Below are 18,975 nucleotides of genomic sequence, written 5' to 3'. Positions count from 1 at the left end.
GCGATGATCCGGCACCTCAAGCTGGGCTTAAGGCTCTTTTGGGGAGCACTGGCTACGCTGCTGATTGGCCTGGCACTACTGATCGAGTTGGGCCGCCAGATGTTGCCGCAGATTTCCCAGTGGCGGGAGGACGTCGAGTTTTACCTGTCCCGGCAAGTGGGGCAGGCAGTAGCGGTCGGGCATATTAGCGCCAGCTGGAAAGGCTTGAGCCCGGAGCTCAGCTTTGAAGACCTGGTCATTACCGTGGATGCCGATACCAAAGTGCTGCAGGTCGGTCGTGCGGTAGCGAAGCTGGACCTGCTGCGTTCTCTTTGGGAGATGAATTGGCGCTTGCAGCGGCTCGAAGTCGATGCGGTGGATGCCATACTGGTCCAGGCGGAAGACGGCCGCTGGAGCCTCGCCGGTTTCAAGGCGGCCGACCGCAGCAAGCCGTTTCAGCTGGATCCGCTGGAACTGTTATTGTTATCCAGTTTTGTCCAGTTTGACGATATCAAATTGGCATTTCACCTGCGCAGTGGGCGTGAGACCAATCTGGACCTGACCAGCTTGCTGCTGCAAAACGACTCTCGATTCCATCGTTTGACGGCCGAACTGGATTTGCCGGAGCAGGCGGATGCGTTGCGGTTCGTCTACGAGGGCCGCGGCCTGCCTGGCCGCAAGGGCTTTTCCGGGCAGGGCTATCTCGCCCTCGATGACTTTCCCCTGGTTGGCTCGGTGGCGCTGGCATCGGAGGAAGTGGCCGCGTTTGAAGGTGTGCGCGACGGCCGGCTGTCGACCCGCTTGTGGATGCAGGCGGCCTATGACCAGGCGGTGACCTTTACCGGCACAGTCGGTTTCGCTCGCCAGCAACCGCAGGAGGGTAGTCTGCCGGGGGCTGTCAGTGCTGCCATGAACGGCCGCTGGCACCCGCAGGCCGGTTGGTCGCTGGGACTGCAGCAAGTCCAGGTGGATTGGCAGCCGCACCAGAGCGAGCCCTTCGACATGCTTGTGCAGGGGCAATTTGGCCTGCCCGACATCACCTTGCAGGCGTCGCGGCTGGATCTCGGCTACTGGCTGGAGCGCTTGCGCCAAAGTCCCATCGCCGGAGAGAAACTGCAGGGAATTCTGGCGGAATTGAATGTCAGGGGCGAGTTAGCCAAAGTGCATGTCAGCCTGCCACTGGCAGCGCCGGCGGACTTCAAGTTGCGCGCCAACTTGCGCCAGGGGGCCGTCAATGACTGGAAGGGTGCGCCACAGGTGGAGGGCCTGGATGGTTACGTCGAGGCCAGCGCCCGGGCGGGTAAGGTACAGATTTACAGTCGCGATGTTTTTCTGATGCACTTTCCCCTGATTTACCGGCTGCCGTTTCAGTTCAGCTCCGCCAGCGGCGAGGTTGGCTGGCAGATTCTACCGGATAGCAATCAGGTACTGGTCAATAGTGGCCTGCTTTCCATGCAGGGGGATCTGGGGTCGATCCACGGCTACTTCTACCTGGATGCGCCGTTGCAAAGGAATTCGCGCCTGAGTGAGCTGATTCTGCAGTTGGGTTTGACCTCTGGCAAGGCAATTGACCGCGGTCAACTGATGCCATTCCTGGTGCCCGACAACGTCGAATCCTGGGTAAACCAGGCGGTGATAAAAGGCGCGTTGCCCAGTGCCGGATTTGTGCTGCAGGGGTATGTAGGCAAACGCGAGGAAGAAGAACCGCGTAAACCCATGGCCATTCAATTGGCCATGAACGTCGACAACGCCAGCCTGGCTTTTCACCCGGACTGGCCGGAGCTGGTGGATTTTTCCGGCTTTCTGCAAATGGATGCCCCGGTTGTGGAGGGCTGGATAGACAGCGGCGAATTCCTCGGTACACAGCTGGCCGCTACCAGCGTGGTGGTGGCACAGAACCCCCGCGGTGAGGGGCCGTTGCTGCAGGTTCGGGGTGCTGCCAGCGGCGCGGCCGCGGCCGGCCTGCAGGTGCTGACAGGTACGCCATTGCGACAACAGGTGGGGCCGGTGTTCGACGACTGGCAGGTGGTCGGCGATATCAAGGCTGAACTGGAGCTCGATATTCCCCTTGCGGCCGAGCAGCCCGGGCACCGGCAGAAGGTGCATGTCGAGCTGGACAATGCCGCATTGGAGTTGGCCCCGGTCAATTTAACTTTCACTGAAATCAATGGCAGCCTGGCCTATACCTCGGCACAGGGATTGGTCTCCGAGCAGCTCACCGGCTCCCTTTGGGGGGAGGTACTGGAGGCGGAAATTCAATCCGTGGCGGCGGGCAAACGCACTACCGACGTTAAATTCAAGGGCAACCTGAACTTTGCCGATCTGGCCGCCTGGAGCCGGCGTCCGGAAATATTGTTTCTGGAGGGGAGGGCAGCGGTTAGCGGGGCCATATCGCTCAGTGGTGACAAGGCGCAGTTGCGCGCCGGCACAGATTTGCGCGGTGTGGCTATAGATTTACCGGCGCCCTTTGGTAAAAGTAAAAACGATCGACGACCATTAAATATTGATTTGCCCATCGATAGCGATGGTTTTTCGCTGCACCTGGACTACAACCAACAGCTGTTTGCCAATCTCGACATTCCGCGGGATGAGACTCTTTATGGGACTATCAGCCTGGGCCAGGCGATGGCCAGCCGCAGCGGTGGAATCTGGGTGACGGGTAGTTTGCCGCTGCTTAATGGCAGTGAGTGGTTGCCGGTGCTTGAGCGCTATGGCCAATTGGGCGAGCAGCTGCAACCTCTGCGGGAAAGTGCCGCGGCGCCCACAGAGCAGGCTAAGCCCGGGCCGTTACTGCACCTCGATGCCAGTGTAGGGGTGTTTAAATGGGGCGATTTGGAACTGCCGAAAACCCTGTTCGGGGGCGGCCAGGTGGACGACGGCTGGTCTATCCGCCTCGCTAATGACAAGGTGGCGGGCAAGCTGCGGCTATATAATGACCAGCGAGTACCGGAAATCGACCTGGATTACTTGCGCTGGCAGCTGGCTGATGCCGACGGGGCAACACCGCCGCCGGAGGGTGCCACCCGGCGCGACCCATTGGCGGATATTGACCCGTCCGAGCTGCAGGCGCTGAAAATTCGGGTGCAGGAGCTGCGTGTCAACGCTGAGGAGTATGGCCAGTGGTCCCTGAATCTGCGGCCCATGGAGGGGGGGTTGCTGGTCAGCGATATCCAGGGCGTTATCCGCCATGTGGCCGTTGGCGGCGCGGATGTAACATTGCAAGGCCAGGGGCCGGCCGGGGCTGGCCAGGCAAAGCAAAAAGGCGCCGAGCTGTTTTGGCAAAAAACCGCAGCCGGGGAGGCAACAACTTTCAAGGGCGTCTTGCGCGGGCGCAACCTGGTGGATGTTACCGATGCCTGGCAGTTGCCACGGCTGCTGGAAAGCAAATCCATTAACATGGACGCGGCGCTCAATTGGCAGGGTTCACCAGCCATGTTTGCGGTGAATACGCTGCAGGGGGATTTGCAGCTGGATATTCGCGATGGTCGCTTCTATCAAAGCACCGGACAGGCCAGCAGCGCCTTCCTGCGCCTGGTTGGCCTGTTTAACTTTGACAGCTGGACCCGGCGTTTGCAGCTGGATTTCTCCGATGTTTACAAGGGCGGTATGCCGTTTGAAAAGATCGATGGCAAGATGCGCTTCGCGGAGGGCATTATGCATCTCACGCAACCCATTGAGGTTAGCAATACTTCGTCAAAAATGCAGATGGGCGGGCGCATCAACCTGGTGGATGAAACGCTCGATACGTCCCTGGTGGCGACCCTGCCGGTGGGGGGCAATGCCACCTTCCTGACCGCGTTGATTGCCGGGCTACCGGCGGCGGCGGGTGTCTACCTGGCCAGCAAGATCTTTGAAAAGCAGATGGATAAGGTTGCCAGTCTCAGCTACCGCATGGAGGGCCCCTGGTCCGATCCGAAAATCAGCTTCGACAAGCTGTTTGATAACAAGGCCGCGGAAAAAGCCAGCAAGGAGAGTCGCACAGATAGCGATGCTGCTGAGTCGGGGGCGCCCTAGGAGCCTGTCGGACTAGATGGTTAAGTCACTTGCGACGAGCTCCGGGCTGGTGTGAATCAGCCTGGCCGTTATGCCAGGACAGCTGCTGGGGAATGAGGTTCAGGCCTCGATCAGCTCGCGCAGGTAGCGGAACAGTTTGCGGGCACTGGCAGGGGGCTTGTTCTGTTTGCTTTCTTTCTGGGCATTGCGAATAAGCTGGCGCAAGTACTGGATCTCGGCTTGCGGGTACTCGTCGATAAAGCTTTGCAGGGCATCGCCTTCGTCGGTGATCAGCCGGTCGCGCCACTTTTCGGTCAGGTGCAGAAACTTGTTGTGCTCCTGGCCAATGGCCAGTACTTTTTCATAGGCCTCGCGGATGGCATCCAGGTTCTCGGCCTGGCGCATCAGCTTGCCGATATACTGCAATTGGCGCCGCCGCCCCTCCCGGTGTTTCATGGTGCGGGCCTGTAGAATCGCTTCCTCCAGCTTGCCTTCCAGCGGAATGCGGGCAATGTACTTGTTGCTCAGCTCGACAATTTCGGTGCCCAGCTTTTGCAGGGCTTCCATTTCCCGTTTGACGGCGGTGCGCGAAGGGGGTTGGTTTTCAGGCTCGTCCTCTGGGGGTAAATCAAAATTTGACATGAAAGGTACAGTTGCTCGCTAAATGTAAAAGTAAGTGGCCAGGCCGAGAAAGGCAAAAAAACCTATCACATCGGTAATGGTGGTCAACGCTACGCTGCCTGCCAGCGCGGGATCTATGTTCAAGCTGCGCAGGGTGATGGGTAACAGGGCTCCGGCGACGGCCGCCGTCAGCAGATTGATGATCAGTGCGGCGGCGATGATAAAGGAAATGGTGTAATCATTAAACCAGAGCCCGGCAATTACCGCCATAACCAGGGCCCACAGCAGTCCGTTGAGCAGCCCCACCAGAACTTCCCGGCTCAATAACCAGCTGATGTTGTTGCGGCCAATCTGGCCCAGTGCCATACCGCGAATGACCACAGTCAGGGTCTGGCTGCCGGCAACACCGCCCATGCTGGCCACAATGGGCATCAGCACCGCCAGGGCGACAACCTTGTCGATGGTATCCTGGTAAATGTTGATCACAGCGGAGGCAATGATCGCGGTCAGCAGGTTGACCCCCAGCCACACGGCCCGGCGCGGGGTGGTCCGGGCAACCGTGGCGAAGGTGTCCTCCTCCTCGTCCAGGCCCGCCATGCTCATCAGGGAGTGGTCGGCGTCTTCCATAATCACGTCAACCACGTCATCGATGGTGATCCGGCCCACGACCTTGCCGCCTTCGTCGACAACCGGTGCCGAGATCCAGTCGTGCTTCTCAAACAGGCTGGCCACCTTGCTGTCGGAGAGTGTGGCGGGGATTGCCTCCACGTCGGTCTGCATGATTTCCCGAACGGTGATATTGGGGGACGAGGTGAGCAGCTTGGTCAGGGGCAGCAGGCCCACAAACTCATCCTTGCGATTGACGACAATCAGGTTGTCGGTGGAGCTGGGCAGCTCATCGTGACGGCGCAGGTAGCGCATCACCACATCCAGGGTCAGGTCGGCACGGATGGTGATGGTGTCGGTATCCATCATGCCGCCGGCGGTGTCCTCGTCGTAGGACAGCACCTTCTCTACTCGCGAGCGGTCCTGGGCGTCCATGGCGGACAGGACTTCCTGGATAACCCGGTCGGGCAGCTGCTGCAGAATATCGGCGATATCGTCGATATCCAGGCCTTCGGTGATCTCGACCACCTTGGCGGTTTCCATCCGTCGCAGTATTTGCCCCTGCACATCTTCCGACAGTTCCTGCAGGACTTCACCTTCCTGCTCGCTGTCGATCAGTTGCCAGAGAATATTGCGCGTTGGTGCCGGTGAGGATTCCAGCAGGTGGGCTATTTCAACCGGCCGCAAACCGTTGAGCAGGCGCCGCACCTGTTGAAAGGTGCCGCTACCAAGTGCCTCTTTGATTTCACCGAGGTGGGCCTGGGTAAGGTCGAGTAACTCTTCGGTGTTTGTTGCCATGTGCACAGGCCCATTGGTGGTGAGACGCGGGAGTCGGTATTCTACTGAGGCGCGGGGTAAAAAGGTAGCGAGGGGCAGGTCGGGGTTGATTTAACCTGGTCTACCGATCGGGCGAATGGCTGTGCTGGCGGGTGTGAGGCTATTCGGCCTCATCAAAGCGGTTGTTGATCAGTGCGACGATGGCATCCATCGCTTCCTGTTCGTCACTGCCCTCCACTTCCAGCTCGATATTGGTGCCCTTGTTGGCGGCCAGCAACATCAGTGACATGACGCTCTTGGCGTCAACTTTTTTGCCGTTCAGGCCGACTTTGATCTGGCTGGCAAAGCGCCCGGCGGTGGTGGCGAATTTAGCCGCGGCGCGGGCGTGCAGGCCTAGCTTGTTGATAATCGTCACGGTGTTGGATTGCATGCAGTACCTTGTCTTATAGTTTTTGTTTGTTCAGCTCGCGGTGGCGCAACTGGGTATTGGGGAACAGGCCCTTGAGTTGGCTGTAGAGTTTTTCACAGATATAGACCGAGCGGTGCTGGCCGCCGGTGCAGCCGATGGCAACAGTGAAATAGCTGCGGTTGTTGGCACTGAATTCGGGCAGCCAGCGGCGCAGGTATTTGTTGATGTCTTCGACCATATCTGCCACATCCTGGTGCGCCTCAAGAAACTCGATCACCGGCTGGTCCTGGCCGCTGTAGGCTCGCAACTCCGGCTTCCAATAGGGGTTGGGCAGGCAGCGGACGTCAAAGACCAGGTCCACATCTACCGGGATTCCATGCTTGAAACCGAAGGACTTGAACAGCAGTGCCATACCCGGTACGTCATTGCCGACAATCCTCTGTTTGACAATGTCCCTGAGCTGATGCAGGGTCAAATTGCTGGTGTCGATGGTCAAGTCGGCGTAATTGGCGATGGGGTCGAGGAACTCGCGCTCTAGTGCAATGGCCTCCTTGAGGTCGGTGCGGCGATCACTGAGCGGGTGCTTGCGACGGGTTTCGCTGAAGCGCTGGATCAACCTGGCGCTGTTGGCGTCGAGAAACAGTACCTCGCATTTGAGCCCGGGGATTTTGGATTGACTCAACAGCTCGGGAAATTGTTGCAGGTCTTGCCAGGTGTTGCGGGCGTCGATACTGACGGCGAGATTCTGGTTGTTGGGGTTGAGTTCCAGCTGCTGTACCAGTGCCGGCAGCAGGGAGGCGGGCAAGTTGTCGATGCAATTGAAGCCGACGTCCTCCAGCACATGCAGGGCGGTACTTTTGCCAGAGCCGGAGCGCCCACTGATGACAACTAAGCGCATGGTATCAGGCCACCGTTGGCGTTAAGGGAGTGGTCATAAAAGCTACCAGGTACATTACGGGCCTCGGGTTACAAAATTGTGAAGCAGCGCGCTTTAATCGAGACTGATGGCTGCCTGGTAGAGCGCCTCTTGATCCTTGGCTGCGCGAATCGCCTGCAGGTAGTCCGGCTGGTTGAGCCGCTCCACCAGCGCGGCCAGCACCTGCAGGTGTGTGTCGTGTGAGTCTTCGGGCACCATCAGTGCGAACACCAGGTCGACCGGTTCGCCGTCGATGGCGTCATAATCGATGCCGTTGTGCAATTGCATCAGCGCCGCAACCGCCTGGGTGCAGCTTTTCAGCCGGCAGTGTGGAATAGCAACGCCCTTGCCAAGCCCAGTCGAGCCGAGCCGCTCGCGGGCGGTCATGCTCATAAAGACCTCATCCGGGTCGAGCTCCGGCAGGTCTTCGGTAATCAGCTGCGAAAGGATTTGCAGAGCGCGTTTTTTACTCTGTGCCTCAACATCGCAAGCAGTGCGATGTTGAGACAAAAATGATTTGACTTCCATAAGTTAGCGGTGGTGATTTCTCATCTTTTCTTTGTACTTAATGAGCTGGCGGTCCAACTTGTCCGCAAGTAAGTCTATTGCCGCGTAGAGGTCTTCCGACTCGCAGTTGGCAAAGAAATCCTTTCCGCTCACATGAATAGAGGCTTCTGCCTTCTGGCGTAGTTTATCAACAGATAGTATCACGTTGGTACTGGTTATTCGGTCATGGTGCTTTTCGAGTCTTTCGAGCTTGCTGGTAACGTAGGTTTTGATGGCAGGAGTCAGGTCAATGTGATGTCCACTTATGTTGATTTGCATCTACTTTTCCTCTTGTCGTGAAAAAACCGGTTGTGAAGAAAACCGGGTGAAAACCTGTGCTGGCGTGCAAATTCTTTGGTTTCTACTGGCAAACCCTGCTGTGGGTGAATGTTGGCCTCCCGCTACACCAGTCGTTTGCGTTCGTTGGAGGCCGGGATGCCCAGCGACTCGCGGTATTTGGCAATGGTGCGCCGGGCCACCTTGATGCCCTGGTCGGCCAGCAAGGTGGTAATTTTGCTGTCGCTGAGCGGCTTGCGGGCATTCTCGGCAGCCACCAGCTTCTTGATGATAGCGCGAATTGCGGTCGAAGAGCACTCGCCGCCGGAATCGGTGCTGACGTGGCTCGAGAAAAAGTACTTGAGCTCGAAAATGCCCTGGGGCGTATGCATAAACTTCTGCGTAGTGACCCGGGAGATGGTTGACTCGTGCATGCCCACCACTTCGGCGACGTCGTGCAGCACCAGCGGCTTCATCCCCTCGGCGCCAAAATCCAGGAAGCCGCGCTGTTTCTCGACAATACAGGTGGCGACCTTGAGCAGTGTCTCGTTGCGGCTTTGCAGGCTCTTCAGGAACCAGCGTGCCTCTTGCAGGTTATCGCGCAAGAAAGTGTTGTCACTGCTGGTATCAGCGCGCTTGACCATCGACGCATAGGTGTCATTGATGCGGATTTTAGGGGCGATGTCAGGGTTCAGGTTCACCACCCAGCGGCCTTCCTGCTTGGCTACAAATACGTCAGGCACGATGTATTCGGTCTCACCGCTGTAGATCTGGTCTCCCGGGCGGGGGTTGAGCGCCTGGATCAGGGCGATGGCATTGCGCAGCTCCGACTCCTTTAGCTTGGCCTTGCGCATCAGCTGCTTGTAGTCACGGCTGCCCAGCAGGGCCAGGTATTGGCTGACTATAAGCTTGGCATCGCCCAGCGCCGGGGTATTGGCTGGCAGTTGCCGCAGTTGTATCAGCAGGCAGTCGCTGAGGTCCCGGGCGGCGACTCCGGGGGGATCAAATTGCTGGATGCGGTGCAATACGGCGACCACTTCGTCGAGCTCCAGGTCGTCCAGTTCGGTGGCCAGGCCTTCGAAAATCTCATCCAGGCTGGTCCCCAGCAGGCCGGAATCTTCGATCCCGTCGATAATTGCCATGGCGATGACCTGGTCGCGATCGGACATGGGGGTCAGGTTTAATTGCCACATCAAATGGCCCTGGAGGGAATCGTTGGCGCTGCGTCGGGAGTCGTAATCGGCATCGTCCTGCTCCGGTGCCGCCAGGCCAGTGCCGCTGGGAGCTGTCTGGTAGATGTCGTCCCAGCTGGTGTCTACCGGCAGGTCTTCCGGAATGGAGTCCGACCAGTCGCTGTCAGTGCTGGTGCTGTCGTTGCTGTTATCAGCACTTTCGTTGCGGGCTCGAATATCATCACTTTCGGCGCTGTTGAGGGCCTGGGAGTCGCCAGTGGTTGTGGCGCCGCTATCTTCCGCCCCATTGCTGCCGTTGGCCTGCTCGCCGTCGCCGTGTTCCTCATCGGTGATTTCCAGCATCGGGTTGGAGTCGAGGGCTTCCTGGATTTCGGCCTGTAAATCAAGTGTGGAGAGCTGCAGCAGGCGAATGGCCTGCTGCAGCTGGGGGGTCATGGTCAGTTGTTGACCAAGTTTAAGTTGTAACGACTGCTTCATGCGTAATCTGGCTACTTAAAACATCGATGCTGCCGCAGAGCGGACAGCTCATGAGTGGATATGGCGCGCTGACGCGCTATTACCGCTGATATTGAGTGTAGTCAGGTTAGCTGAGTTGATCAATTTTAACAAGCAAGATTTATGCCGCCTGCTAGGGCTGGGAGGGTAAAAAAGAGAGAGGAGGGGTGTTCCGGGTCGGCGTGAGATGGCACGATGATCGTGCGGGCTGACTGGGTTTCTGGTGCACGCCCGTCAGCTGGGTCTTTTATCGGCATCTGGCGGGCTTACAGATTAACTACGAGCTTACGGATTAACTATAGTCTGAATTGGTGTCCGAGGTAAACCTCTTTGACGGTCTCGTTGTTGAGAACAGTATTGGAGTCGCCTTCGGCAATAATGCGCCCTTCGCTGACGATGTAGGCCTTCTCGCAGATGTCGAGGGTATCGCGGACATTGTGATCGGTAATCAGCACGCCGATGCCGCGCTCTTTCAGGTGGTGGATGATGTGCTTGATGTCGCTGACCGAAATAGGGTCGACCCCGGCAAAGGGTTCATCCAGGAGGATAAAGTCGGGGTCGGCGGCCAGTGCCCGGGCGATTTCAACCCGGCGTCGTTCGCCGCCGGACAGGGCCATGCCCAGGCTTTTCTCGATGTGGGTGATGTGAAATTCCCGCATCAGTTGGTCGAGCTTGGCGGCCCGGTCTTGCCGGCTCAGGTTTTTGCGCGTTTCCAGTATCGCCATAATGTTCTGGGCCACTGTTAGCTTGCGAAACACCGACGCTTCCTGGGGCAGGTAGCCGATGCCGGCGCGGGCGCGGCCGTGCATTGGCAGGTGGGTAATGTCCTTGTCGTTGACCAGCACCTCGCCCCGGTCGGCTTCGACCAGGCCGGCAATCATATAGAAACAGGTGGTTTTGCCGGCGCCGTTGGGGCCCAGCAGGCCAACTATTTGGCCGCTATTGACGGACAGCGAGACATCCAGCACAACACTTCGGTTTTTGTAGCTTTTGGCGAGATGCAAGGCTTGTAGGGTAGGCATTGGTAGTGGGTTACTCGTATTGGGCTGCGGCGATCAATCGCTGTCTTTAGGCTTGGGCGGGATAATCATGTGGATGCGGTCGGAGCTGGAGGTGCTGCCGCTCTCCGCCGTGACGATGGACGCCTTGATGTCGTAGTTGATCTTGTCCCCGGTCATGGTGGTGCCATCACTCTGGTAGAGGGAGGCCTTGCTGATCAGGCGCAGCTTGTCGTCGCTGATCAGGTATTCGATGGTTTCACCTTTAGCCACCACCAATTGTTTGTTTTCCGCCGGCACTTGCTGGTATTTGGCGGGGGAGCCGGTGGCGACGATTCTGGATATTTTATTGCCATCGCTGTGTATAACTACCTTGTTGGCCTGTATCTGCAGGGTGCCCTGGCTGATTTCCACGGCGCCACTGTAGGTGGTGATGCCCTTGCTTTCGTCGCGCTCGGCGCTGTTGGAGCTGATGTGGATCGGCTGTTGCCGGTCGCTGGCCAGAGCCAGGGTGGGCGGGCACCAGCTGCTGCCGATCAGTCCCAGCAGGGCGATTGACAGCAGCTGGCCCCAGCGCGCTGCGGGATTGCCTGAAGCGATGCCTGGAGGTCTTTGCTGGCTATCTGTTTGGCTCATATATTCCTCTGACATTGGACAGCAATTGAATTCTGTCCTGCTCCAGATAAGCTCTCATTCCGGTGGCGTGAGTGATATCGTTGACGGACCGGATAGTAACAGGTTTGTCGGTTTCGGCGTATTGTTGTTCCGGCTTTATCAGCAGATGGGTGGTGGTAAGCTCAACGGCGCGGTCGGTGCTTTCGGTTTGGCGCAATTTGACGTTGTCCATCAGCTCTACCACCTGGCCGTTTTCGGTGGTGCGGCCGCTGTCAGCAGTCGCCTTCCAGGGGGGGCTGCCGATTGTGATCAGGGTAATATCCGGGTTTTCAATCTCGGTGCGCTCCGCTACAGCAGGCTGGCCCGCCACCGACTGGTAGAAGCGGGTGCGGCTGGCGCTAATGACAGAGCTCAACTGGCCTTCGCTGTCGTAGCGCCGGCTGCGGGTATTCACCAGGATATTGGTGGGGTAACTGGCGGTCGGCGTCTGCGGTTGTGCCTGTCCGAACAGGGCGTCAGGTAAAAAGCGCTCCGGTGGTGACTCCCATAACAGCAGGAAAACCGTAGTCAGGAGGATCAGGAAAAAGGGCGCCAGCCATTTCTTAAACATCAGTGACTGCCCCGAAGCAGCTGCGCTGTGAGGTGATGGCCGGGAGGGCGATTGGGCCCGCTGTGTGTTTTCATGGGAGCTCGATTCCTGGCGACGCGCCGTCGCCACTGCCAGTAAAGCGATAGAGTTTAGCGCCTGTGCGCGGAGCGTCCACCGCAAGGCTGGTTTTTTTGCTGTTTGCGGGCACGGCGAGGCCGCGCAACCGTATCATTTTATACCACTCCAGCGCGCAATATGTCGTGCATGTGCACCACGCCGACCGGTTCGCCCTGGTCGTTGGCAACGATCAAGGCGGTAATTTTACGCGCCTCCATGATGCCCAGTGCCTCCGCGGCGAGCAGATTGACGTGTACCGTTTTGGGGTTGGCAGACATAACCTGGCTCATAACGGCGGAGCTCAGGTCAACCCCCTGGTCGACGCTGCGGCGCAAGTCGCCGTCGGTAAATACCCCCAGCAAACGATTGTGATCGTCGACGATGGTGGTCATACCAAAGCCCTTCTCGGTCATTTCCAGCAGCGCCCGACTCAGCGGAGTATCGGTGCGCACCCGGGGAACCTCGGTGTCCTTGTGCATAATATCTTCTACTTTCAGCAACAATTTGCGACCGAGTGCGCCGCCGGGGTGAGAGAAGGCGAAGTCTTCAGCGGTGAAGCCGCGGGCCTCCAGCAGGGCAATGGCCAGCGCATCGCCCATGGCCAGGGTGGCCGTGGTGCTGGTGGTGGGCGCCAGGTTGAGCGGGCAAGCCTCGGTCTCAATGCTGATGTCCAGCTGCACGTCGGCGGCCTGGGCCAGCGGTGATTCGGTCTTGCCGGCCATACTGATCAGCGGTATCCCGAGGCGCTTGAGCAGCGGCAGCAGGGTGATGAGTTCGGCCGAAGAGCCGGAATAAGAAATGCCGATTACCACGTCATCGCGGGTGATCATGCCCAGGTCGCCGTGGCTGGCCTCGCCGGGGTGTACGAAAAATGCCGGTGTACCGGTGCTGGCCAGGGTGGCGGCAATCTTGCTGCCAATATGGCCGGACTTGCCCATGCCGGTGACAATTACACGGCCGCGACAGGCCAGAATTAACTCGCAGGCTTTGATAAAATTGTCGTCGATGCGCTCGATCAGTGCCGCAACAGCGCTGGCTTCCATGTCGAGGGTGCGTTTGCCAGCTTTGAGCAGCTGGGCTTTATTCAGGGGCTTGGTCATGTTCATTCGGTTATCGTGTTTTTTGGCTGTTGTATTAATAGTCAGGTGCGCGCGAGCCTGGCTGGGCTCAGCGGAACAGCAGGTAGTAATAGCCCGCGTAGCAGACCAGCAAAACAGAGCCGATCAACCTGCCCAGGTGTACGGTTTTACCAGCGCTGGAGCGCCATTTACGGATCTGGAAATCCACTATTATCGCTGCGGCCAGCAGCGCGGTAATGGCCGCCATGGCGGCAAAGTCGCGACTGAATACTTCGGGCTCCATGCTGGTGGTGTGAATGATACCCGGAATGGCCATGACTGTAAGTATATTAAAGATGTTGGAGCCAATGATATTGCCCAGGGCCATGTCCTGATGGCCTTTCAGGGCGCTGACAACCGAGGCGGCCAACTCTGGCAAGCTGGTGCCCACCGCCACTACGGTGAGGCCGATAATCAGTGGGCTGACCCCGAACGCCGTCGCCACGCTGCTGGCGCCCCAGACCAGCGTTTCCGAGCTGCCGATCAGCACCGACAGGCCTAACACAAAACAGAGCACCGCGGTTGCATTGGGCATCACGGTGATCTCGGCGAGCTCTTCCGGCCCGGGCGGATGCTTGCGTTTGCTGTGCACAATAAACACCAGCAGCGGGACCAGGATGGCCAGCAACAGAATGCCTTCGAAGGCAACCAGCCTGGCGTCATAGAGCACCCAGCCGGCCAGAGCCGTGACGGCAACCAGAATCGGTATTTCCTGTTTCACCAGGTGGGCCTGTATAGGCAGTGGCGCCAGCAGGGTGGTAATGGCCAGCACCAGCCCGATATTGGCAATATTGGAGCCCAGTGCGTTACCGACCGCCAGCTCGCCGCTGTGCTTTAACGCGGCGCTGATAGAGACCACGATCTCCGGGGCCGAGGTGCCCAGCGAGACAATGGTCAGGCCAATCACCAGGCGGCTGACACCGAGATTATTGGCGATCGCGGCACTGCCCGCCACGAACCGGTCAGCACTCCAGACCAGACCGCAAAACCCGGCAATAATGGCAAGCCAGGCGAGCCAAAGTTCCGACATGTATATACCCCAGTCAAAGTTTTGAGAAGAAGTTCTCGGGTGCAACTTAAAGGTGGCAGATGGTATAGTGGCGGGCGGCGCTTGTCAGCCCGCAGCAGGAAAAATTGCTGTTAATTAACTGTTCAGCTGGGCGCGGGTATGCTTCTCCCGGCCAGCTGCGCTGACTCAGGCCAGTGCGGTTGTGTGTGTGTGCAATGTTCCGCAGAGTGTGTATTCGGCAGCGGTCGCGATGATGGCCGTGTCTGCCGCGCTCGATTTTCAGTCCGGGTAAGGAAAAATAGACGTTATGGGAAAGATCGGTATGAACTGGCTGCGCCTTGCGCTGCTGGCGTGGGTCGGAATGGCCGTGGTTGCAGCGGCCCAGGCAGAGGCCACTGAAGAGACGCCGCACCAGTTGGTGCAGCGGGTCACGGCTGAAGTATTGAGTGTGGTGGAGTCGCGAGGCGAGTTGCTGGAGCGGGACCCGGCGGCATTTTACCTGGAGATTGGCGCCATCCTGGAGCCGGTCGTGGCCTTCGATTACATCGCCAACGGTGTTATGGGCAGTTTTGCCCGCCAGGCCAGTGCGGCGCAGCGCAAGCGCTTCAGCGAGGTATTTCAAACCAATATGATCAGCACCTATGCCAAGGGCATGGTGGTTTACGCTAACCAGAAAGTGGAGATTTTGCCACCGGTGGAGGAGCCGGGCGACCAGCGCAAAGCCAGTGTGGTGCAGAAAATCCTCGGTGATGGCAGCAACCACACAGTGGTCTACAGCATGGGAAAAAGCAAACTCAACAACCAGTGGAAACTGTTAAACGTCATTATTGACGGTGTAAATCTTGGCAACACCTTCCGCTCCCAGTTCGCCCAGGCCATGAAAAAACACGGCGACCTGGATCTGGTGATCGATAACTGGTCAAGTTGAGGCCTGCCGCATTGGCTGGCCAGGGCTGGCGGCTGCTTGTTGGTGGGTGCTTAATGTCGACGTTCACTATAGAATGCCGGTTTTTGCGGCGCGCTGCCTAAACCGGCGCCGCCGCGTTGACTAGCTCTCGCTGTATTAAAAGGCGCAGAACAACCCAATGAGGAGCACGAATGAGCCCGGAACAAATTAAAGAGCTGTTGCAAGCGCAGATTGCGGATGCCGAGGTAGACGTCAATGTCGACGGCAGCCACGTCAACCTGGTGGTCGTGAGCCCTGCCTTCGAGGGCCTGAGCCCGGTCAAGAAACAACAGCTGGTGTATGCCGTTTTACAGGAGCAAATAGCCAGCGGCACCATCCACGCCGTCAACATGAAGACCTATACACCGGAGCAGTGGGGCAAGCGTGCCTGACTGCGGCCCACTCCCTCCAAGGTGACTCTGTAGATTATGGATAAGCTCATCATTACCGGCGGCAAACCGCTGTCCGGGGAAATACGAATTTCCGGCTCCAAAAACTCGGGGCTGCCAATCCTGGCCGCGACCTTACTGGCCGATGCGCCGGTCCAGATCTGCAACCTGCCGCACCTGAACGACATCACTACCATGCTGGCATTGCTGCGCTGTATGGGGGTTGGCGTTACCATCAATGAAAAGATGTGCGTGGAAGTAGACCCCACCACAATCAATGACTTCACCGCCCCCTATGAGTTGGTGCGCACCATGCGCGCGTCCATCCTGGTGCTGGGGCCGATTTTGGCCCGCCACGGTGTGGCAAATGTGTCGTTTCCCGGCGGTTGCGCCATTGGCAGCCGGCCGGTGGATATTCACCTGCGCGGGCTGGAGGCCATGGGCGCAGAGATCCAGGTGGATGAGGGTTATATCCGCGCCAAATCCAATGGCCGCCTCAAAGGCGCCCATATTTTTATGGATGTGGTTACGGTCGGCGGCACTGAAAACCTGCTGATGGCGGCGGTGCTGGCAGAGGGTAAGACCGTACTGGAAAACGCCGCCCGCGAGCCGGAAGTGGTGGACCTGGCTAACTGCCTGGTTGCCATGGGCGCCGACATCAAGGGCATCGGCACGGACACCCTGACGATTCACGGCGTCGACCGGTTGCACGGCTGCACCTACCACGTGATGCCGGACCGGATCGAGACGGGTACCTATTTGACTGCGGCGGCGGCTTCCCGCGGCAGGGTAATGCTGAAAAATACGGACGAGCATATTCTGGAAGCGGTGCTGTTAAAATTGACCGAAGCCGGGGCCAGTTTGCGCACCGGCAAGGGCTGGATCGAGCTGGATATGAAAGGCAATCGGCCCCGCGCGGTAAACCTGAAAACCGCACCCTACCCGGCGTTTCCCACGGATATGCAGTCCCAGTTTACCGCCATGAACGCGGTGGCCGAGGGCACCGGCACGGTGATCGAGACCATATTTGAGAACCGCTTGATCCAGGTACATGAATTGAATCGCATGGGCGCCAATATCCGCCTGGAGGGCAATACGGCCATTGTCACTGGTGTTGAAACCCTGAAGGGCGCGCCGGTGATGGCTTCCGATTTGCGCGCCTCGGCCAGCCTGGTGATCGCCGGCATGGTTGCCCAGGGGCAGACCATAGTCGATCGCATCTACCACATTGACCGTGGCTACGAATGCATTGAGGAAAAACTGCAGTTGCTGGGTGCAAACATTCGGCGCGTCGCCTCCTGATGGCGCGCGCCGCCCTGATAGAAAGTTGAGTATTTTATGTCGCAAAAATTAACCATAGCGCTCACCAAGGGTCGTATCCTGAAGGAGACCCTGCCCCTGCTGGCCGCAGCCGGCATCGAGCCCACCGAAGATATCAGCAAGAGTCGCAAACTGGTGTTTGCCACCAACCAGCCCGATACCCGGCTGTTGGTATTGCGCGGCAGTGACGTGCCGACCTACGTCAAGTTCGGTTCCGCCGATGTGGGTGTGTCCGGCAAGGATACCCTGCTGGAGAGCGGCAACGACGGTTTGTACGAGCCCATCGACCTGGGCATCGCCCGCTGCCGGCTGATGACGGCCGGCGTCAAGGGCGCCGAAACTCCCGCTGGCCGCATCCGGGTGGCCACCAAATACGTCAATATTGCCCGGCGTCACTACGCGGCCCAGGGGCGCCAAGTGGATTTGATCAAACTTTACGGGGCCATGGAGCTGGCACCAATTATGAGCCTGGCCGACGAAATCGTGGATATTGTGGACACCGGTAATACGCTCAAAGCTAACGGTCTGGAGCCGCGGGAACTGATCGCCGATATCAGTTCGCGGTTAATCGTCAACAAGGCTTCCATGAAAATGAAGCACCAGCGTATCCAGCAATTGATTGACGCGGTTGCAGCGGCAATCCAGTAGTAGTCAGGGCCCGGGAATCTGCATGAGCACAGTCACCACGATCAAAACACTGGATGCCAACGCACCGGACTTTAATGCCCGGCTGGACGAGTTACTGGCCTGGGAGTCGGTTTCGGACGGCGCGGTAGCAGCCACTGTGGCCGCTATTCTGGCCGAGGTGAAGGCCGAGGGCGATGCCGCCCTGCTGCGCTATACCAATCGTTTCGACCGGGTCAGCGCCACGGCGGTGGCCGAGCTGGTGGTGCCCGCGGCCCGGCTGGCTGCTGCGTTGCAGGCAATCCCTGCAGCGCAGCGCGAGGCACTGGAGGCGGCGGCGGCCCGTATCCGCAGTTACCATGAACACCAGAAGCAGGCCTCCTGGCAGTACACCGAGGCCGACGGTACAGTGCTGGGTCAACAGGTCACCGCGATGCAGCGAGTCGGCCTCTATGTGCCGGGCGGCAAGGCCTCCTATCCCTCGTCAGTGCTGATGAATGCCATTCCCGCCAAGGTGGCCGGGGTCGACGAAGTGGTGATGGTGGTACCGGCACCGGACGGTGAAATCAGCGATCTGGTATTGGCGGCAGCGGCGCTGGCCGAGGTCGACATGGTTATTACCATCGGTGGCGCCCAGGCGGTAGCGGCGCTGGCGTACGGCACGGCGACGGTGCCCAAAGTGGACAAGATCGTCGGGCCCGGCAATATTTATGTGGCCACGGCCAAGCGCTCGGTATTCGGTACGGTCGCCATCGACATGATTGCCGGGCCTTCGGAAATACTGGTGGTCTGCGATGGCGCGACCGACCCCGACTGGATTGCCATGGACCTGTTCTCCCAGGCCGAGCACGACGAGCAGGCACAGTCGATACTGATAAGCCCGGACGCCGGATTTCTCGGTCAGGTGCAGGCGAGCATCAACCGCTTATTGCCGACCCTGGCGCGGGAGTCCATAGCGCGCCAGTCCCTGAGTGAGCGCGGCGCGTTTATTCTGGTGAGTGACCTGGCGCAGGCGGTGGCGGTCAGCAACCGCATTGCCCCGGAACACCTGGAGCTGTCAGTTGCCGACCCGCAATCCCTGTTGCCTGCCATTCGCCACGCCGGGGCTATTTTTATGGGCCGGCACACCGCCGAGGCGGTGGGTGATTATTGTGCCGGTCCCAACCATGTATTGCCCACGTCTGGCACGGCCCGGTTCTCATCACCGCTGGGGGTTTACGACTTCCAGAAGCGCAGTTCGATTATCCACTGTTCGCCGGAGGGGGCTTCCACACTCGGCAAAGTGGCCTCTGTGCTGGCGCGCGGGGAATCCCTGGAAGCCCACGCCCGCTCGGCTGAATACCGTGTACGCAAGTAAACGCCCGGCCGCCGGCCACAAACCTTTCGATGTTATAAAACCCGGACTGATCGCCACCGGTAGTCTATCCTTAGTCATGGGA

General features: G+C 58.8%; 18 protein-coding genes. 6 read left to right on the top strand and 12 right to left on the bottom strand.

Annotation, left to right across the window (positions count from 1 at the left end; translation table 11 throughout):
• The first annotated feature begins 3 nt into the window (after positions 1-3).
• Complete coding sequence (locus tag G8764_RS20430; RefSeq protein ID WP_166167537.1) at positions 4-3,993, top strand: YhdP family protein; 3,990 nt, start codon at positions 4-6, stop codon at positions 3,991-3,993.
• A gap of 99 nt (positions 3,994-4,092) precedes the next feature.
• On the opposite strand, the gene yjgA is transcribed toward G8764_RS20430, so the two are convergent.
• From yjgA to G8764_RS20370, 12 genes are all read right to left on the bottom strand, one after another.
• Positions 4,093-4,614: a ribosome biogenesis factor YjgA gene (yjgA, locus tag G8764_RS20425; protein WP_166167534.1), complete on the bottom strand. Its 522-nt coding sequence runs from the start codon at positions 4,612-4,614 to the stop codon at positions 4,093-4,095.
• Between the two features lie 18 nt (positions 4,615-4,632).
• Positions 4,633-5,997: a magnesium transporter gene (gene mgtE, locus G8764_RS20420; protein ID WP_166167531.1), complete on the bottom strand. Its 1,365-nt coding sequence runs from the start codon at positions 5,995-5,997 to the stop codon at positions 4,633-4,635.
• 139 nt (positions 5,998-6,136) lie between these two features.
• Positions 6,137-6,406 (bottom strand): HPr family phosphocarrier protein, encoded by a 270-nt coding sequence (locus tag G8764_RS20415; RefSeq protein WP_166167528.1) that lies wholly within the window; start codon positions 6,404-6,406, stop codon positions 6,137-6,139.
• Between the two features lie 13 nt (positions 6,407-6,419).
• Positions 6,420-7,283, bottom strand: coding sequence for an RNase adapter RapZ (gene rapZ, locus G8764_RS20410; RefSeq protein WP_166167525.1), 864 nt, complete (start codon positions 7,281-7,283; stop codon positions 6,420-6,422).
• Between the two features lie 93 nt (positions 7,284-7,376).
• Positions 7,377-7,811, bottom strand: coding sequence for a PTS sugar transporter subunit IIA (locus G8764_RS20405; protein ID WP_243748926.1), 435 nt, complete (start codon positions 7,809-7,811; stop codon positions 7,377-7,379).
• Positions 7,812-7,832: 21 nt separating this feature from the next.
• Positions 7,833-8,126: a ribosome hibernation-promoting factor, HPF/YfiA family gene (gene hpf / locus G8764_RS20400; protein WP_166167519.1), complete on the bottom strand. Its 294-nt coding sequence runs from the start codon at positions 8,124-8,126 to the stop codon at positions 7,833-7,835.
• Positions 8,127-8,248: 122 nt separating this feature from the next.
• On the bottom strand, positions 8,249-9,793 hold the full coding sequence (locus G8764_RS20395; RefSeq protein WP_166167516.1) for an RNA polymerase factor sigma-54: 1,545 nt from the start codon (positions 9,791-9,793) through the stop codon (positions 8,249-8,251).
• 314 nt (positions 9,794-10,107) lie between these two features.
• On the bottom strand, positions 10,108-10,833 hold the full coding sequence (lptB, locus tag G8764_RS20390; RefSeq protein ID WP_166167513.1) for an LPS export ABC transporter ATP-binding protein: 726 nt from the start codon (positions 10,831-10,833) through the stop codon (positions 10,108-10,110).
• A gap of 33 nt (positions 10,834-10,866) precedes the next feature.
• Positions 10,867-11,445, bottom strand: coding sequence for a lipopolysaccharide transport periplasmic protein LptA (gene lptA, locus G8764_RS20385; RefSeq protein WP_166167510.1), 579 nt, complete (start codon positions 11,443-11,445; stop codon positions 10,867-10,869).
• Positions 11,429-12,034, bottom strand: a complete 606-nt coding sequence (lptC, locus tag G8764_RS20380) for an LPS export ABC transporter periplasmic protein LptC (protein WP_166167507.1) — start codon at positions 12,032-12,034, stop codon at positions 11,429-11,431. The genes lptA and lptC overlap by 17 nt, the downstream gene beginning before the upstream one ends.
• 212 nt (positions 12,035-12,246) lie before the next feature.
• Positions 12,247-13,236: a KpsF/GutQ family sugar-phosphate isomerase gene (locus G8764_RS20375; RefSeq protein ID WP_207952002.1), complete on the bottom strand. Its 990-nt coding sequence runs from the start codon at positions 13,234-13,236 to the stop codon at positions 12,247-12,249.
• 61 nt (positions 13,237-13,297) lie between these two features.
• Positions 13,298-14,278, bottom strand: a complete 981-nt coding sequence (locus tag G8764_RS20370) for a calcium/sodium antiporter (protein ID WP_166167504.1) — start codon at positions 14,276-14,278, stop codon at positions 13,298-13,300.
• A 286-nt stretch (positions 14,279-14,564) separates the two neighbouring features.
• Here G8764_RS20370 and G8764_RS20365 point away from each other — a divergent pair, with 286 nt between their 5' ends.
• The 5 genes from G8764_RS20365 (at position 14,565) to hisD (ending at position 18,893) form a co-directional block, all read left to right on the top strand.
• On the top strand, positions 14,565-15,185 hold the full coding sequence (locus tag G8764_RS20365; RefSeq protein ID WP_166167501.1) for an MlaC/ttg2D family ABC transporter substrate-binding protein: 621 nt from the start codon (positions 14,565-14,567) through the stop codon (positions 15,183-15,185).
• Positions 15,186-15,355: 170 nt separating this feature from the next.
• Positions 15,356-15,595, top strand: coding sequence for a BolA family protein (locus tag G8764_RS20360; protein ID WP_166167498.1), 240 nt, complete (start codon positions 15,356-15,358; stop codon positions 15,593-15,595).
• Between the two features lie 36 nt (positions 15,596-15,631).
• A complete protein-coding gene (murA, locus tag G8764_RS20355; protein WP_166167495.1) occupies positions 15,632-16,894 on the top strand; it encodes a UDP-N-acetylglucosamine 1-carboxyvinyltransferase in 1,263 nt (420 codons plus the stop codon).
• Positions 16,895-16,930: 36 nt separating this feature from the next.
• Positions 16,931-17,560, top strand: a complete 630-nt coding sequence (gene hisG / locus G8764_RS20350) for an ATP phosphoribosyltransferase (RefSeq protein ID WP_166167492.1) — start codon at positions 16,931-16,933, stop codon at positions 17,558-17,560.
• A 22-nt stretch (positions 17,561-17,582) separates the two neighbouring features.
• A complete protein-coding gene (hisD, locus tag G8764_RS20345) occupies positions 17,583-18,893 on the top strand; it encodes a histidinol dehydrogenase (RefSeq protein ID WP_166167489.1) in 1,311 nt (436 codons plus the stop codon).
• Positions 18,894-18,975: the final 82 nt, after the last annotated feature.

It is taken from the genome of Pseudomaricurvus alcaniphilus, from assembly GCF_011440395.1.
GTDB lineage: Bacteria > Pseudomonadota > Gammaproteobacteria > Pseudomonadales > Cellvibrionaceae > Pseudomaricurvus > Pseudomaricurvus alcaniphilus.
The sequence above is the reverse complement of the archived record's forward strand: the minus strand, read 5'-3'. Positions and strand labels throughout refer to the sequence as shown.

Coding starts and splice junctions, on each gene's coding strand:
- G8764_RS20430 (WP_166167537.1), top strand. CDS start 4: ATGATCCGGCACCTCAAGCTGGGCTTAAGGCTCTTTTGGGGAGCACTG.
- yjgA (WP_166167534.1), bottom strand. CDS start 4,614: ATGTCAAATTTTGATTTACCCCCAGAGGACGAGCCTGAAAACCAACCC.
- mgtE (WP_166167531.1), bottom strand. CDS start 5,997: ATGGCAACAAACACCGAAGAGTTACTCGACCTTACCCAGGCCCACCTC.
- G8764_RS20415 (WP_166167528.1), bottom strand. CDS start 6,406: ATGCAATCCAACACCGTGACGATTATCAACAAGCTAGGCCTGCACGCC.
- rapZ (WP_166167525.1), bottom strand. CDS start 7,283: ATGCGCTTAGTTGTCATCAGTGGGCGCTCCGGCTCTGGCAAAAGTACC.
- hpf (WP_166167519.1), bottom strand. CDS start 8,126: ATGCAAATCAACATAAGTGGACATCACATTGACCTGACTCCTGCCATC.
- G8764_RS20395 (WP_166167516.1), bottom strand. CDS start 9,793: ATGAAGCAGTCGTTACAACTTAAACTTGGTCAACAACTGACCATGACC.
- lptB (WP_166167513.1), bottom strand. CDS start 10,833: ATGCCTACCCTACAAGCCTTGCATCTCGCCAAAAGCTACAAAAACCGA.
- lptA (WP_166167510.1), bottom strand. CDS start 11,445: ATGAGCCAAACAGATAGCCAGCAAAGACCTCCAGGCATCGCTTCAGGC.
- lptC (WP_166167507.1), bottom strand. CDS start 12,034: ATGTTTAAGAAATGGCTGGCGCCCTTTTTCCTGATCCTCCTGACTACG.
- G8764_RS20375 (WP_207952002.1), bottom strand. CDS start 13,236: ATGAACATGACCAAGCCCCTGAATAAAGCCCAGCTGCTCAAAGCTGGC.
- G8764_RS20370 (WP_166167504.1), bottom strand. CDS start 14,278: ATGTCGGAACTTTGGCTCGCCTGGCTTGCCATTATTGCCGGGTTTTGC.
- G8764_RS20365 (WP_166167501.1), top strand. CDS start 14,565: ATGGGAAAGATCGGTATGAACTGGCTGCGCCTTGCGCTGCTGGCGTGG.
- G8764_RS20360 (WP_166167498.1), top strand. CDS start 15,356: ATGAGCCCGGAACAAATTAAAGAGCTGTTGCAAGCGCAGATTGCGGAT.
- murA (WP_166167495.1), top strand. CDS start 15,632: ATGGATAAGCTCATCATTACCGGCGGCAAACCGCTGTCCGGGGAAATA.
- hisG (WP_166167492.1), top strand. CDS start 16,931: ATGTCGCAAAAATTAACCATAGCGCTCACCAAGGGTCGTATCCTGAAG.
- hisD (WP_166167489.1), top strand. CDS start 17,583: ATGAGCACAGTCACCACGATCAAAACACTGGATGCCAACGCACCGGAC.